Here is a 14,238-nt window from a genome sequence, read left to right as displayed (position 1 = left end):
TATGGAAAATCTGCTTTACGAATTGAAATCGACGCAGACTGGCGGGACCCGCGCCCTCGCCTTGGTGGGCGTCGTCGCGTCGGGCAACCTCGAAGTATTGCTTGAACGGCGAGAGGCGCCGGACCTTTGCGTCATCGAGATCGCGACGCCGGCCCATGGTTTCGCCGAGCTGTGGGCAGCGGTTACCGAAGATTTCGCGGCACGCTCCGCCGCCGGCGGCCTGCGCATCACGATCAATGACGGCGGCGCCCGGCCGGATATGGTGGCGCTGCGCCTCGCCCAGGGTGTGCGGCTGATGGAGAAGCCAGAATGACCGATCCTCGCACGCCGCGCCGAAGCTGGTATGAAGACTCCGCCCGTGGCCGGCTGCTGCATCTGCTCGATGCCGGCAGCTTCACCGAATTCCTAGGCCCGGAACGGCGGGAGACGAGCCCTCACCTCTCACTCTTCGATTTGCCCCGGCAGTTCGACGATGGCATCATCGTCGGAGCCGGCCGCATTGACGGTCGCCCGGTACTGGTAGCCGCCCAGGAAGGGCGCTTCATGGGCGGTGCCATCGGCGAGGTGCACGGCGCCAAGCTGACAGGCCTGCTGCATGCCTCGGCTAAGATGCGGCGGGATATCGTCATTCTCTTCGACACGGGCGGCGTGCGCCTCCAAGAAGCCAACGCCGGTGAATTGGCGATCTCCGAGATCATGCGCGCCGTGCTGGAGGCACGGTCCGAGGGCGCGCGCGTCATCGGTCTTCTTGGCGGCCGGGCGGGCTGCTATGGCGGCGGCAGCCTGATTGCCGGCTGCTGCTCGGCACTCGTCATCTCCGAGCAGGGTCGTCTATCCGTGTCCGGGCCGGAGGTCATCGAGACGAACAAGGGCGTGGAAGAATTCGACTCGCGCGATCGGGCGCTCGTTTGGCGAACCATGGGCGGCAAGCATCGCTACCTGATCGGCGGGGCCGATGTCTTCGTCGAGGACGATATCGCCGCCTTCCGCGCCGGCGCGATTGCCGCGCTGCAACGGCCAGCCACTTTAGACCCGACGGTACTGCAAGCGGAACAGACGCGGCTCGAACATCGATTGCGCCATTTCGGCAATGCCCATGATGCTACCGAGATATGGGCGCGGCTGCAGATCGACGACCCCGAGCAAATACCGGAGCGGGACATCGGGACTTTCCTCACCACGGCCAATATCCATCGGGAGAGCGCCGATGCAGCTCGCTGACATCCTGTCCTCACTCTTTCCCGCCGGCCATGAGATGACGCTGGCGGATGGGCTTGTTACCGGCTGGGGCCGGTTGGACCGACAAAACCGGATCGACCTGATCGGCATTGCCGACAAGACCTATCCGGGCGTCGATGAAGCGATAGCGCTGGCCGGGCATATCCTGTCAGTCGCCCGGCGGCCGGACAGTTCACCCCTGTTATTCCTGGTCGACTCCGGCAGTCAACGCATGAGCCGGCGTGACGAACTGCTGGGTCTCAGCGAGGCGCTGGCGCATTTGGCAAAGGCGCTGTGGCAGGCTGAGCATGCGGGACACCGCACGATCGGCCTTCTCTATGGTGGCAGCGCTGCCGGCGCCTTCATTGCCACGGCACTGGCTTGCGGATCGCTGGCAGCCCTGCCCACCGCCTGGCCCGAAGTCATGGACCTGCCATCCATGGCCCGGGTGACCAAGCTGCCGCTTGCCACGCTGAAAGAAAAGGCCGACACAACCCCCGTCTTCGCGCCCGGCCTCGATAATCTTCTCGCAACCGGCGCCATAGCGGAAGTATGGGATCCGGCGTCCTCTTTGAACGCCCAGCTCGCCGCGCTTCTCGCCAAGCCCATTTCGCTCGATCCGCGCGCGCAATGGGGCGCGGATCGCGGCGGTCGGCCGAAGGCCGCCATGATCGCGGCCGAAGTAGAACGGCTGGCTTTGCTCCATGGTTGATGTCGCCGCCCTCCGCCGTCACAATCTTGTTTATGTGCGCTCCGAAGCATGGCTGGGCTTGCTGCAGGGACAAGTCCAGGACGAAATGGAGCCCGATCTGCTGGCATGGGCGGAACTGAGACGACCAGCAATCTTCCGTCGTCGGACCTGCGGCGACGCGGCGGATATCGTACCCTTGGGGCTGCCCCTTCCTCCAGGCATGGGGCGCAAACGGCTCGCTCTCGCATGCCCGCCAGCTGCCGTGATGCGGACGGCACCTCCTCCTCTATTGAGGGACGCGCTGCCCGCGGCGCCGGCGCAATGGTGTCAGGCCATTGGCGCGCTTCTGGAGTCAGCCCCCTCTTGTCGCTGTTTCGGAAGTCTGGCTTGGCAATACCTGACCGGCCTTTCCTATCTGGCCGATACTTCCGATCTCGATCTTCTGGTCGAGTGTCGCTCGGACGCAGATGCAAGGCGAGTGACGGCTTTACTGACCGATGTTGCCGAACACGCGCCCATGCGGATCGACGCGGAATTGATCACGCCCTACGGCACGGCCGTTCAGTGGCGGGAATGGCTGTCGGAAAACCCGGAACTCCTGGTTAAATCCCATACTGGATCGGCCCTTATTGCGCGGGAGGCGCTCTTCGCATGACGTTTCCATTGCTGGCCGAACCATGTCCCGTCGCCGTCAAGCATCGCGATCCCGCGCTGATTGGACGGCATGCCGCCCAAGCGCTCGTCCTGGAGGTGGAAACCTGGCCCAAGCCCGGATTGGTCAGCCACATCGACAACGGCGCTCACGCCGACATGGACGCGGATCTTCTGCGCCTGAGCGCTCGGACGCTGGAGCCGTTCTTCGTCGCGCTTGCGGAGGCGGGCGCGATGAACGCCGGCATGGATCGCCTGCGGCAAATCGGCATTGAGGCGGAAAAGGCAATGAGGGATGCGACCGGCGGAGTAAACACCCATCGCGGCGCCATCTTCGGCCTTGGCCTTCTGGCGGCGGCGGCCGGCCTGGCGGCGAACCGCGCCTGGCAGGCGCCGCTCGGCACCCTTGTCGCACAGCGTTGGGGACGTGACATCCTTAACCATGCGCCGGAGCACGACACTCACGGCAGCGTGGTGGCGCGACGCTACCAGGTCGGCGGCGCGCGGGCCGAGGCTGCCGCCGGCATGCCATCCGTCTACGATGTCGCCCGCCCCGCGCTTGCCGAAGGGCGGCGCCTGGCCATGGGTAACGAGGAAGCCGCGAGGGTTCATGCCTGCATGGCCCTGATCGCGGTAGTCGACGACAGCAATCTGCTTTATCGTGCCGGCCCGGAAGGGTTGAATTTCGCGCGTGACAAGACCAGCGCCTTCCTGGCGGACGGCGGGGTCGGACGCGCGAGTTGGCGATGGGATGCCAAGGCCGTTCACGAGGCGTTCGTGGCGCGCAACCTCAGCCCGGGCGGTTGCGCCGATCTCCTTGCGATGGCATTGTTTACCGAGGTGTTGGAATCGTGACCCTCGCGCTGCTGTGTTCGGGCCAAGGCCACCAGAGCCGGGAAATGTTCCGGCTGCTGGCAGCGGAACCCGACGCGCAGCTCATCTTCGAGGCCGCGGCCGCGGTGCTTGGGGCGCATCCAACGGACTTCTGCCGGACCGCACCCGAAGCCGCGTTGCATGCGAACCGCGAAGGTCAGATCCTGTGCGTGATACGTGCGCTTGCGATTGCTCGCGTCCTTTTTCCGGCCGGAGCGCCAAGCGAAACAATGGTGGCTGGCTACAGCGTCGGTGAAATGGCGGCGTGGGGGGTGGCTGGGATCTGGTCACCCATGGACACTTTGAGGCTGGTCGATCAGCGGGCGCGGGAAATGGACGCCGCCGGCGGCCCGGACGACGGACTTGGCTATGTGCGTGGTTTGCCAATGGCGGCGGTGCAGGAGCTTGCCGATCGTTTCGGCTGCGCAATCGCCATCGTGAACCCCGATCTCCTGTTCATCCTCGGCGGCGCCAGACAATCGATCGATGCGTTATGCGCCGCCGCGTTGGAAGAAGGCGCGGCACGCGCCGCGCCGATGCCAGTGCATGTCGCCTCCCATACACCGCGGCTCGCCGGTGCGGTGGCACCGTTTGATAAAGCCCTTGCCTCGGTAGCCATGAGCCGTCCGGCGCTGCGCCTCATGACCGCCACCACTGCCACGCTTGTCGTTGATCCGCAACGCGCCCGCGGAGGGCTCGCGCGGCAATTGGCCGAAAGGATCGATTGGGCAGGCGTGATCGAAGCCATGGCCGAACGTGGCGTCACGACGATCCTCGAACTGGGGCCGGGTCGAGCCCTGGCGGAGATGGCAGCTCTTGTGCTACCCGGAAGAAGAGTGCGTGCGGTCGACGAGTTTCATAGCCTCACAGGGATCAAAGCCTGGCTGGCTGCGGACTGAAACCAAGGTCTTCCCGCTACCGACTTGTATTACCTGTCCTCGGATGCCGCGATGCAACCGATCTTCAGGCCGGTGGCGGCGAGCAATGGCGAATGAGCTTACTCCAGCCGCCGGCCGGTCGCCGCGTCGAAAAGATGCAGCCTTCCAAGATCAGGTATCAACGAAAGACGGCCGCCAGCCTGCGTGGCCACCCGCTCGCGCAGCGCTATGACGAGATCGTCGGACCCGATACGGCAAACAATCAGGGTCTCCGCTCCGGTCGGCTCCACCACCACGACTTCCGCATCGATGCCGCCCTCGCCCATGGCAATGTTTTCGGGCCGCATGCCGTAGACAACCTCCGCGCCACGCGTGACGTCGAGCCCTGCAGGCAATGGAAGGCGCGCTCCGCCATCGGCGAGGAATTCCAGCGGGCCAGCGCTGCTGATCGTGCCGCGGATGAGATTCATCCCCGGGGAACCGATGAAGCCAGCAACGAACAGGTTGGCGGGTCGGTCGTACAGTTCCAGAGGCGAGCCGATCTGCTCGACATAGCCGTCGCGCATGACGACGATCCGGTCCGCCATCGTCATGGCTTCGATCTGGTCATGGGTAACGTAGATCGTGGTCGTGCGTAAACGTTGGTGCAGTTGCTTGATTTCCGAGCGCATCTGCACGCGCAGCTTGGCGTCCAGATTGGACAGCGGTTCGTCGAAGAGAAATACCTGTGGCTGACGCACGATCGCGCGGCCCATGGCAACGCGTTGGCGCTGACCGCCGGACAGATTGCGCGGATAGCGCTCGAGCAGGTTTTCCAAGCCGAGGATCTGCGCCGCATCGCGCACGCGCTGCCGGATCTCTTCCTTCGGTGCCTTGGCCAGCCGAAGCGAAAAGCCCATATTCGCCTCGACGGTCATATGCGGATAAAGCGCGTAGGATTGGAACACCATGGCGATGTCGCGGCTCTTGGCTTCGACATCGTTGACCACCCGACCGCCGATCGCGACCTCACCGCCACTGATCTCCTCCAGTCCGGCGATCATGCGAAGAAGCGTCGATTTTCCGCAGCCCGAAGGGCCGACAAGAATGACGAATTCGCCATCCTCGATATCGATATCCACTCCATGCAGAACTTCGAAGTGACCGTAGCTCTTGCGGACACTCGTCACGCTGACCGATGCCATTATGATCTCCAGTTAGAAAAGCGTGTGTCTGATCGCCAACGCCTTTGCCGACCGCCATGGCCGGAAAGCGCGCTAGGGCGACTATGCGAGCGTGGCCGCGGAATAGGGTTCCAGGGCCGCATCGATAGCGGCGATGCAGAGATCGCGCGCCCGAGGCGGAACCCTCCTTGCGACCACTGCCGGATAGACCCGGCCGAGATACTGGCTGATGAGCGTTTCCGGAATATCGCCTTCGAAGCGCGCGAACAGGGTCTCGACTGCCGCGGCCGCCTTCTCGTTCGGCCAATAGTAGCGGATGCGATCGCTATAGCTGAAATGGCGCTGCAGGCGCTGTTCCTCGGTCGAGCCGCCATAATGGGAATTCCAGTGACCTGGATTTTCGAGCATGAGGGCCTCCATTGTCGTATAGATCGCATCAGGCGGAGCCCTTCCGGCGAGAACCGATGCGATGGCATCGAGGCCATAGAGCGCCTCCCGCAAGGCAAAGGTCAGGCCCGGGCCGACCTTGAGGATCGCAAAACCGCCCTGCACGAGGGCGGCGAGCGCGTCCCCGGGCTGATAGTCCGTGGAATGCGCCTCAAAGAGCAAGCCGGGCATTTGGTCGAGAGCGCCAATCAAGCCATCCGCGCGATCGGGTCTGTAAAGGACGACATTGGCATTGCCGAACTCGACGCCGGGCTGGACGACGATGGCGATCACCCGCTCCAGAGCGCCTTCGACACCGGCCCTGGCGAAGGCGGCACGATGCACCGCCAGCGTGTTTATCGCCGCCTCTGCTCGCGTCACCTCAAGCTCGTCGAGGGCGTGGGTGGCGCCGCCCGGCGGCGGGACCTCGGTTCCGATAATATAGACCGGTGGTCGGAGGCCGGAGCGACGAGCGGCCTCTTCCGCCACGCGGGCGAGCCGCGCGGCACGTTCCGCCGTCAGTTCGTCAGCCAAGGCGACGGGCTCGCCCGCGCAGCCCATCGAGGTATCGAGATGGATCTTTTCGAAGCCCGCCTCGATATAGGTGGCAATCATCGCTTCGGCCTTCGCCATTGCTTCCTCCGCGGGAAGCTTCCTCCACGGGTTCGGCCCAAGATGGTCGCCGCCCAGGATGAGGCGATCGATGGGAAGGCCGACCGCGACGGCGATTTCCTCGACGAAACGGCGGAAATCGCGGGGTGTCATCCCGGTATAGCCGCCGTCCTGATTGACCTGATTGCAGGTCGCTTCGATCAGCGCGACCGCCCCTTCCGAAGCCGCACGCTTGAGCGCCGCCTCGATAACGAGCGGATGCGCGGAGCAAACGGAGGTGATGCCGTGCGGCAGTGTCTTGACGCGACCGCCGAGAAGCTTCTTCAGCGCGATGCCGCGATTGTGCTCGAAGGAGGCGTTCATCCGAGCATCACAACCTTGGTCAGATGACGGGGCGATACCGTATCGACACCCTTCGACTGTGCTGCCCTTTCTCCAAGGATCTGCAGAGCCGGCAGCACGTAGAGGCTCACGAGTGCCGGATCGCAATCGACAGTCAGTTCCAGATCGCCTGGACCGCCAAAGCCGATGACAGTCGCTCCCTTTTGCCGCAACTCCTCGATCAGCAGGGCTTCCGCGACCTTCTGATCGGCGCTGTAAAGCATGACAACAGCGGTATTTTCATCGACGAGGCTGATCGGACCATGGCGGTATTCGAGCGGATGGAAGCCCTGGGTGACGATCTGGCTCATTTCCATCAGCTTCAGCGCCCCCTCCAAGGCAATGCCGTAGAGCGATCCGCTGCCGAGGAAGACGAAATGCGAGCGACCTTTGATGATCTTCGGAAGAGCCGCGTCGAGCTGATCAGCCAGGCGGCGTGCCGATTGGGCGATCGATGGCGGGATCTCCATGCCGACCATCTGCATGCCCAGAAGCAGCATCAGGCTCGCCGAAACCGTCATGACGATGCCCTCATCGCCGTGGGTCGCCGCTTCGATCAGCCGGTCGCAGTTCTTGGCAAGCGAGCTTTCGGGCTCGACCGTTATGGCGGTGACGAAAACGCCGGCCTTGCGGCTTGCCTTGGCGGCGGCAACGGTTTCCGTCGTTTCGCCGCTGCGCGAAAGGGCCACCAGATGGGCCTTCCGCCAGCGTGGCCAGACGGCGGCTGGCCGGTTCAGCCATTCCGCACCCGGTACGGCAATCGCCGGATAGCCGGCAAGATTGGCGTGAGCCGCAAGCGATAAAGCAAGATTGTAGGATGTGCCGCAGCCCAGAAAAACCGTCAGTTCGGCATCATGCGGGGCGGAGACCGGTCCGATCGCCTTTTCCCAATAAGGGAATTGTTCGAAGATCACCTTTTCCGTCGTATTCATATCAGCTCCGATTTACTTGACCGATCCTGCCAGCAGACCGCTGACGAGGTATCGATTGAGAAAGATGACGACCAGGGCGGGAATGATGATGGCGATCGATCCGCTTGCCGTGATCAGCCCATAGTCGATGAAGTTCTTGGTGACGAATTCCGGGATCAGCACCGTCAGGGGCTTCGTCGCCTGCGGCGAGAAGATGAGCGGGACGAGATACTGCCCCCATGCGCCAAGAAAGGTTAGGATGGCCGCCGCCGTCAGGCCGGGACCGGCAAGCGGCAGGACGATGTTGAAGAAGATGTAGAGCCTGCCCGCGCCATCGAGCTGTGCCGCCTCCTCAAGCGCGATCGGCAATGCCTCGAAGACGCTGCGCAGCAACCACAGGGACAAAGGCAGATAGGCCGACACATAGATCAATGCCACGCCGACATAGGTGTCGACCAAATGAAGGCTGATCATGATCCGGTAAAGTGGGATCAGCACCGCGTAGCCGGGGATTGCCAGTGTCGCGACCACAGCTGCAAACAAAAAACCACGACCAGGAAACTGGATCCGCGTGAAGGCATAGGCGCCGAGGGCCGATATCGCCACGCAAAGAAGCGTCGCGGCCACCGAGGTGACGATGCTGTTGATCAGTGCCGCGCGAAACTGCGACCAGACCTGAACTCCGCCGATCCTGGCAATATCGATGCCGAAGAGGCGGGAGAAATGGTCCAGCGTGAAATGCTGCGGAAAGAAATGGATCGGTCTAGCCGAAAAGTCCTCGGTCGGAGTGATGGAGCTTGCAAGCGTCCAGTAGATCGGCCCGAGCGACCAGATCAGGAGAACCGCGACACCGGCCCAGATCAGCAAACGATAGGAAAGGCTCTGTTTCATCAATCAAACCTGGTGTTGCGATAGACCCGCAGGACATAGACGAGCGAAACCAGCAGCGAGACCAACGTGATCACGAGAGACAAGGCCATGCCGTAAGAGAAACGCAGGTTCTGGAAGGTCTCGAGATAGATCTGGACGAGAACCGGTCGCGTCTCGAGGCTGGAACCCGCCAAGACCCAGGCCTCATCGAAGAGGTTGAATGCATTGACGGTCGCGTTGGTCATGGCAACGGCAATGGCGCTGCGCACCAGCGGAAGCGTGACCAAGGCGAACATCTGCGTGCGCGTTGCACCATCGATGCGCGCGGCCTCATAGAGATGAGCGGGAATGCTCTGCATGGCGGCCAGCACGATGACGACGGTGAGGGGCATCATGCGCCAGACGTGAACCACCGTGACGGCGATGATGGCGCTGGTGCGATCGTTGAACCAGACGTGGTTTTCAAATGGCAACCCCACGGCCGATAGAATGCCATTCAGCAATCCCGCGCCGGGCTGATAGATCCAGAGCCAGATCACCGCGTTGACGACACCGGGCAACGCCCAGGGCAGGACGACAGCCGCGAGCAGCCATTGCCGTCCAACCTTGACCTGATTGATGAGAGCGGCAGCCAGCACGCCGAACACCGTTTCAGCGATGACCGCAAGCACGACATAGAGAAATGTGTTGATCCATGTCGTACCAAGCGCCGCGTCGGAGAACATGCGGGTGTAGTTCTCCAGCCCGACGAAAGGTGTTCCCGCCTGCATCGGATTGACCCTGTGCAGGCTGTCCCACACCGTTCTTCCGATCGGGTAGAAAACAAGGGCCGCCATCGTGATCAGGATCGGCGAGACAAGCAGGATACCCAGCATGGTGTCGGCCTTGACGCCGGCACCACGCCTGCTCCTGCCATCGGCAGAGACTGCGATTGTCATTGCGCCGATGCCTGCTTTGCCGCTTCGGCGATGTTCTGCATGGCCTGATCGACGGTGACCTGGCCCTTCGCCGCGCTATTGATGGCTGTATTTACCGCGCTGGAGAATTCCGGATACCAAGGAGGCGTACCCTGCGGGAACAGCGGCTCGACGGTCTTCGATTGCGCGACCAGCGTATCGCCACTCAGCAGCTGGCCGGCGGCGTTGAGCTCGGACAATGCCGAGGTGCGGGTCGGCAATGCGCCATTGGCCGCGTTCTTCTTCTGGAAGTCCTTGCTGGTGAACCATTTGACGAAGGCGATGGCGGCGTCCCTATTTTGTGAAACGCGGGGAATCGCGAGTGCTTCGGGAAGGCCGAAGCTGCGGGTCTCGCCGCTTGCGGTTGGCACCAGGATCGCCTCGATCTGACCGGCCACTTTCGACTGCTTGGGATCGTTCATCTGACCGATCCTGCCCGGCTCGCCCGAGATCATGATGCTCGTGACGCCCTGGGCAAACATGCTCTCATTGATCTGGCTGTCCTTGAGGCCGGTCGACGCCGGATCGACGAGCCCCTCCTTCAGCAGCATCAGCTCGAAGGCGAGTGCCTTGTAGCCGGCCGAATCCTTCGAGACGAAAAGCGGCTTGAAATCCTTGTCGAACAGTTCGCCGCCGAAGGCCTTGGTTAGCAGGTACCAGCTTGTGGACGCGCCTTCGGTCGCCGAAAGCGGCAGGCCGATCGGATAGGTCGCGATCTTCTTTTCCTTGATCTGCTTGGCGGCGGCGACAAGTTCGTCGAGTGTCCTCGGCATTGTCGTGATGCCCGCGTCGGCGAAATGCTTCTTGTTGATCAGCATGACGCGGAAGTCGTTGGTATAGGGCACGCCGAGCAGATTGCCGTTGACCGTGAAGATCTTGGAGACACCGATATCCTTGACCGTATCGGCGTCGATCACGTCGTTGAGCGGCAGATACCAGTCCGCGGCGCTGAACTGGCCGGTCCATGACCAATCGAATTCGGTGACATCGGCCGGCGCTGTTCCCGCGATCAGCGAGGTGACGAGCTTGGGGCGGATATCGTCCCACGAGAGTGTCTGCATATTGACGTGAATGCCGGTCTCGGCTTCGAAGTCGCCGGGAATGTTGGGCGCCTGTGGCGAAGGCATCAGCACTGTGATCGATTGACCGGCAAGCGGTTTCGCATCCTGAGCGAGAGCCGGAACGGCGGCAACGAGCGCCGCCAGAGCGACGAATGGCAAAGTAAATTTACGCATGTTCCCTTCTTTCCTTGTTATTGAGGTCTGCTTCACCTGAATGCACCGCCGCGGTCTTTGCCGTTGCGGCGATTTGCGTGATCCAGCCGTCATCCACCGGCCAGTCGAGGAGTCGGGCGGCCGCCAGGAGGGCGCCGCCGATGGGAGGAAGCTTCGGGCTCACGGCCGGGCGACCGATGCGCCGCTCGAGCGCGGTTAGCAGGGCGCGGCTTGCAAATGTTCCGCCGGCATGGGTCCAGTCTGCCGACGGATCGCAATGCGGCGCTATGGCGTCGATATGCTTTGCCAGTTCGGATGCGGCCTGATCGATCAGTCGTTTGGCTGCTGCGTCACCAGCGCGCGCAACGCGATCGACGAGAACTGAGAGGGCAGCGATCTCGGCGCGAGGGTTTTCGAGTTCGCTCACCCATCCTCCCAGCGCATTGACCGGGTCGATGCTGTCGAGGCTCAGGAATTCGAACATGGCCTTCGCCAGCGTGGTCGGACCTGCCCGCCCGTCGAGACTCTGACTGACGAGGCTGAGAGCTGCCCGCCCGATCCAATAGCTGCTGCCCTCGTCGCCGATGACATCGCCCCATCCGCCGACGCGCGCAGATGCGCCAGCGCTGTTGCGTGCCCAGGCCATGGAACCCGTTCCGGACAGGATCAGAATACCGGGCTTTCCGGCGAAGGCGCCGAGATGAGCCGCGTCGACATCGTTGAGAATATGCCGCTTGGCCTTGGGGAAGCTGGTCTCTATAGACTCGCGCTGCCGTTCCGACAAGTGGGCGACCTCACCATAGGCCGGCAGCGCGGCGGCGACGGCGGCCGGCTGCTCCCGCTCCAGGAAGGGGCGCAGGGCAAGATCCAGCTCGCGCCGCCAGTTCGGATTGTCCATCGGATTGACGCCGCCGCTCCGCGTCATCTGGAGTACGTTGCCGGCTCTATCAGCGAGCGCGACCAGCACCTTGCTGCCGCCGCCATCGATGCCGAGGATCAGCTCGTCGCTCATTCCGGCGCTCCGAGATCCGCGATTGTCATCTCGACGCCGAGGTTGACGAGTTCGCCGCGCCAATGGGCGGAAAGACCCGCATCGGTTATCACCTTGGCGGCACTCAGGGGAGCGACCTTATAGGTCGCCATCGTGCCGAATTTGGAGGAATCGGCGAGCACGAAACGGTGCGCCGAGCGGCTGAGCATGCATTTATTGAGGCTCGCTTCGGCGCTGTCGACACTATAGATCGCGCCATCCGGGCTGATGGCGCTCGCGCCGAGAAAGAGTTGATCGAACCAGATGCTCTCAAGCATCGCTTCGGCCTGCGGCCCGACGAGCGAAGCATTTTCGCTGCGAAGCTGGCCACCGAGCAAGACGACGTCCAGATTGGGAATATTAAGGAATTCCTGCGCCACGGTCAGGCCATTGGTGAAGATGCGAAGTGGGATCGGGTTGAGGCGGATAAGACGCGCGAGCTGCAAGACGGTGGTTCCGGCGTCGAGAAAGATCGCCGTGCGCGGGCTCAGCAAATCGTAGGCAGCTGTTGCAATTGCACGCTTGGCCGACAAATGCCGCTTGGCTCGCTCCTGAAAGGCAAGCTCCACCGAGGAGCCCTCGGCGATGCGAGCGCCGCCATGTACCCGGTCGATGGCGCCTTCCCGTTCGAGCACCTGCAGGTCCCTGCGCACCGTTGCCAGGGACGCGCCGATGGCGTCCGCGAGCGCCTGGATGGTCGAAAATCCGTTCGCATAGAGATGACTGCGAATAGCATCGAGACGATCGACTTTCACCCCACCGGCCTGACTCAACGAAGGTTCCTCTTTCGCAATTGCTTCTATTTCGCTCAAACTTCCACCCAATAAGATCAATGTCAATCAGAATTTTGATCTTTTTTGATTTATTCCTGTGATCACCTCAGACCAAAAATGCAAACGCGCGGCCTCCTCTGTTGAGGAGACCGCGCTTGGGAATTACCTTCGCTGAAGACGTGATGGGCTAGTGGTAGGCGGGCAAAAGACTGCCGTGCTGCTCGATCATATCGTCGACAAGCGTCCATATTTGATCGGGTGACAGTTCCGCCGAGGTGTGCGGATCAAGTAGGGCCGCCTGATAGATGCGATCTCGCTTCTTCGTCACTGCCGCTTCGGCCGTCAGCTCCTGCACGGAAACGCTTAAGCGCATGACGGCGGCGAGCTGCGAAGGTATCCGCCCGATGCGCATCGGCTGAATGCCGTTGTGATCGACATGGCATGGAACTTCGACAATACACTCGTCAGGCAGATTTTGGATCAGTCCATTGTTCGGGACATTTCCGTAGATCAGCGCGGGCTGCCCGGTGACTGCCGCGTGAATGATGCCGGCCGCGTATTCGTTGCTCCGGCAGACATCGATCGGCTTGCCGCCTTCAAGGTCGCGACGCAACTCGTGCCAGTCGGCGATCTGGACCTCGCAACGGCGGATATATTCATCCAGGGGAATATTGAGCCGCTCTATCAGATCGCTACGGCCTTCCTTGATATACCAGGATGTATATTCCGAGAAATGCTCGCTCGATTCCGTGACGAAGTAGCCAAGTCTTTTTAGAACGTCGAAACGCACCCGATCGTCAGCTGGAATGCGTCCTTCTTCGGCCAGAGCGCGCAGACGCGGATAGAGGTCCTCGCGGCTGCCGTCGGCGTGCAGCTTTTCATATTTGAGAAAGAAGGCGACATGGTTGATGCCGGCCGAGAGATAGTTGATATCGGCGACATCCTCGCCGAGGCAATCGGCAAGATGGGTGGCCGTGTGCTGCACGCTGTGGCAAAGCCCGACGGTGCGGATGTGGGGCGCGATCTCCTTGATCGCCCAGCAATTGATCGCCATCGGGTTGACGTATTGCATCAGCAGGGCGTCGGGGCACACGTCTTCCATGTCACGGCAGATTTCTTCGAGAACAGGAATGGTGCGAAGCCCGCGGAAAATACCACCGATCCCGAGCGTATCGGCTATGGTCTGCCGGAGACCGTGCCGTTTCGGGATCTCGAAGTCAGTCACCGTGGCCGGCTTATAGCCGCCGACCTGCATCATCAGGATGACGAAATCCGAACCTTTCAGCGCTTGTCGGCGATCAAGCGACGCCTCGACGCGCACCTTGTCGAGATGAAGCGCCTCGCAGAGCCGGCGGGCAACGATTTCGGATGTTTTCAGGCGCTCCGGATCGATGTCGAAGAGGCTGATGACGTAATCGCCACCCGTTTGACTGGAAAGGACGTCGCCCAGAATATTCTGGGCAAAGACGGTGCTGCCGGCACCGATCAGGCAGATCTTTGGCATGAAGGGATCTCCGCTTGGAATAGCTTTGAGCCTCAATGCCTCTTTCAATTCGGAATTTCCTCCTGCTATCAATGAAATTATTCCCGG

General features: G+C 62.1%; 15 protein-coding genes. 6 read left to right on the top strand and 9 right to left on the bottom strand.

All coding sequences use genetic code 11. From position 1 onward, the window contains the following. Position 1 precedes the first annotated feature (1 nt). From mdcC to GDN47_RS18215, 6 genes are read left to right on the top strand one after another with little or no spacing between them, the layout of a single operon-like run. On the top strand, positions 2–313 hold the full coding sequence (mdcC, locus tag GDN47_RS18240; protein WP_113353361.1) for a malonate decarboxylase acyl carrier protein: 312 nt from the start codon (positions 2–4) through the stop codon (positions 311–313). Then, entirely contained in the window at positions 310–1,221 is a 912-nt protein-coding gene (locus GDN47_RS18235) for a biotin-independent malonate decarboxylase subunit beta (protein ID WP_113353362.1), read from the top strand. The genes mdcC and GDN47_RS18235 overlap by 4 nt, the downstream gene beginning before the upstream one ends. After that, on the top strand, positions 1,208–1,930 hold the full coding sequence (locus GDN47_RS18230; protein ID WP_113353363.1) for a biotin-independent malonate decarboxylase subunit gamma: 723 nt from the start codon (positions 1,208–1,210) through the stop codon (positions 1,928–1,930). Before GDN47_RS18235 ends, GDN47_RS18230 begins: the two co-directional genes overlap by 14 nt. After that, positions 1,923–2,564, top strand: coding sequence for a malonate decarboxylase holo-[acyl-carrier-protein] synthase (gene mdcG / locus GDN47_RS18225; protein WP_113395143.1), 642 nt, complete (start codon positions 1,923–1,925; stop codon positions 2,562–2,564). The genes GDN47_RS18230 and mdcG overlap by 8 nt, the downstream gene beginning before the upstream one ends. Next, positions 2,561–3,415, top strand: coding sequence for a triphosphoribosyl-dephospho-CoA synthase MdcB (mdcB, locus tag GDN47_RS18220; RefSeq protein ID WP_152093955.1), 855 nt, complete (start codon positions 2,561–2,563; stop codon positions 3,413–3,415). Before mdcG ends, mdcB begins: the two co-directional genes overlap by 4 nt. Further along, positions 3,412–4,332, top strand: coding sequence for an ACP S-malonyltransferase (locus GDN47_RS18215; RefSeq protein ID WP_152093954.1), 921 nt, complete (start codon positions 3,412–3,414; stop codon positions 4,330–4,332). The genes mdcB and GDN47_RS18215 overlap by 4 nt, the downstream gene beginning before the upstream one ends. Before the next feature lie 98 nt (positions 4,333–4,430). Here the strand turns inward: GDN47_RS18215 and GDN47_RS18210 are convergent, their stop codons facing one another. The 9 genes from GDN47_RS18210 to GDN47_RS18170 form a co-directional block, all read right to left on the bottom strand. Then, positions 4,431–5,495: an ABC transporter ATP-binding protein gene (locus tag GDN47_RS18210; RefSeq protein WP_152093953.1), complete on the bottom strand. Its 1,065-nt coding sequence runs from the start codon at positions 5,493–5,495 to the stop codon at positions 4,431–4,433. Positions 5,496–5,576: 81 nt separating this feature from the next. Continuing rightward, positions 5,577–6,875: a D-tagatose-bisphosphate aldolase, class II, non-catalytic subunit gene (locus tag GDN47_RS18205; protein ID WP_152093952.1), complete on the bottom strand. Its 1,299-nt coding sequence runs from the start codon at positions 6,873–6,875 to the stop codon at positions 5,577–5,579. Further along, the gene (locus GDN47_RS18200; RefSeq protein ID WP_145321291.1) at positions 6,872–7,825 is read right to left on the bottom strand and encodes an SIS domain-containing protein; all 954 of its coding nucleotides are present in this window, start codon (positions 7,823–7,825) and stop codon (positions 6,872–6,874) included. The genes GDN47_RS18205 and GDN47_RS18200 overlap by 4 nt, the downstream gene beginning before the upstream one ends. 12 nt (positions 7,826–7,837) lie before the next feature. Next, the gene (locus tag GDN47_RS18195) at positions 7,838–8,695 is read right to left on the bottom strand and encodes a carbohydrate ABC transporter permease (protein ID WP_095438757.1); all 858 of its coding nucleotides are present in this window, start codon (positions 8,693–8,695) and stop codon (positions 7,838–7,840) included. Next, on the bottom strand, positions 8,695–9,612 hold the full coding sequence (locus GDN47_RS18190; RefSeq protein ID WP_145321289.1) for a carbohydrate ABC transporter permease: 918 nt from the start codon (positions 9,610–9,612) through the stop codon (positions 8,695–8,697). Before GDN47_RS18190 ends, GDN47_RS18195 begins: the two co-directional genes overlap by 1 nt. Beyond that, positions 9,609–10,865 (bottom strand): ABC transporter substrate-binding protein, encoded by a 1,257-nt coding sequence (locus GDN47_RS18185; RefSeq protein WP_152093951.1) that lies wholly within the window; start codon positions 10,863–10,865, stop codon positions 9,609–9,611. Before GDN47_RS18185 ends, GDN47_RS18190 begins: the two co-directional genes overlap by 4 nt. After that, positions 10,858–11,856 carry an N-acetylglucosamine kinase gene (locus tag GDN47_RS18180; RefSeq protein WP_145634272.1) on the bottom strand — a complete coding sequence of 333 codons (999 nt, stop codon included), beginning with the start codon at positions 11,854–11,856 and terminating at the stop codon, positions 10,858–10,860. The genes GDN47_RS18185 and GDN47_RS18180 overlap by 8 nt, the downstream gene beginning before the upstream one ends. Continuing rightward, positions 11,853–12,647, bottom strand: coding sequence for a DeoR/GlpR family DNA-binding transcription regulator (locus tag GDN47_RS18175; RefSeq protein ID WP_113331763.1), 795 nt, complete (start codon positions 12,645–12,647; stop codon positions 11,853–11,855). The genes GDN47_RS18180 and GDN47_RS18175 overlap by 4 nt, the downstream gene beginning before the upstream one ends. A 187-nt stretch (positions 12,648–12,834) precedes the next feature. Then, positions 12,835–14,151, bottom strand: coding sequence for an alpha-glucosidase/alpha-galactosidase (locus GDN47_RS18170; protein WP_145634266.1), 1,317 nt, complete (start codon positions 14,149–14,151; stop codon positions 12,835–12,837). Positions 14,152–14,238 lie beyond the last annotated feature (87 nt).

The sequence above is a fragment of the Martinezella dioscoreae genome, assembly GCF_009176305.1.
GTDB lineage: Bacteria > Pseudomonadota > Alphaproteobacteria > Rhizobiales > Rhizobiaceae > Rhizobium > Rhizobium dioscoreae.
Note: the sequence above shows the minus strand (reverse complement) of the source record. Positions and strands in the feature narration are given on the sequence as shown.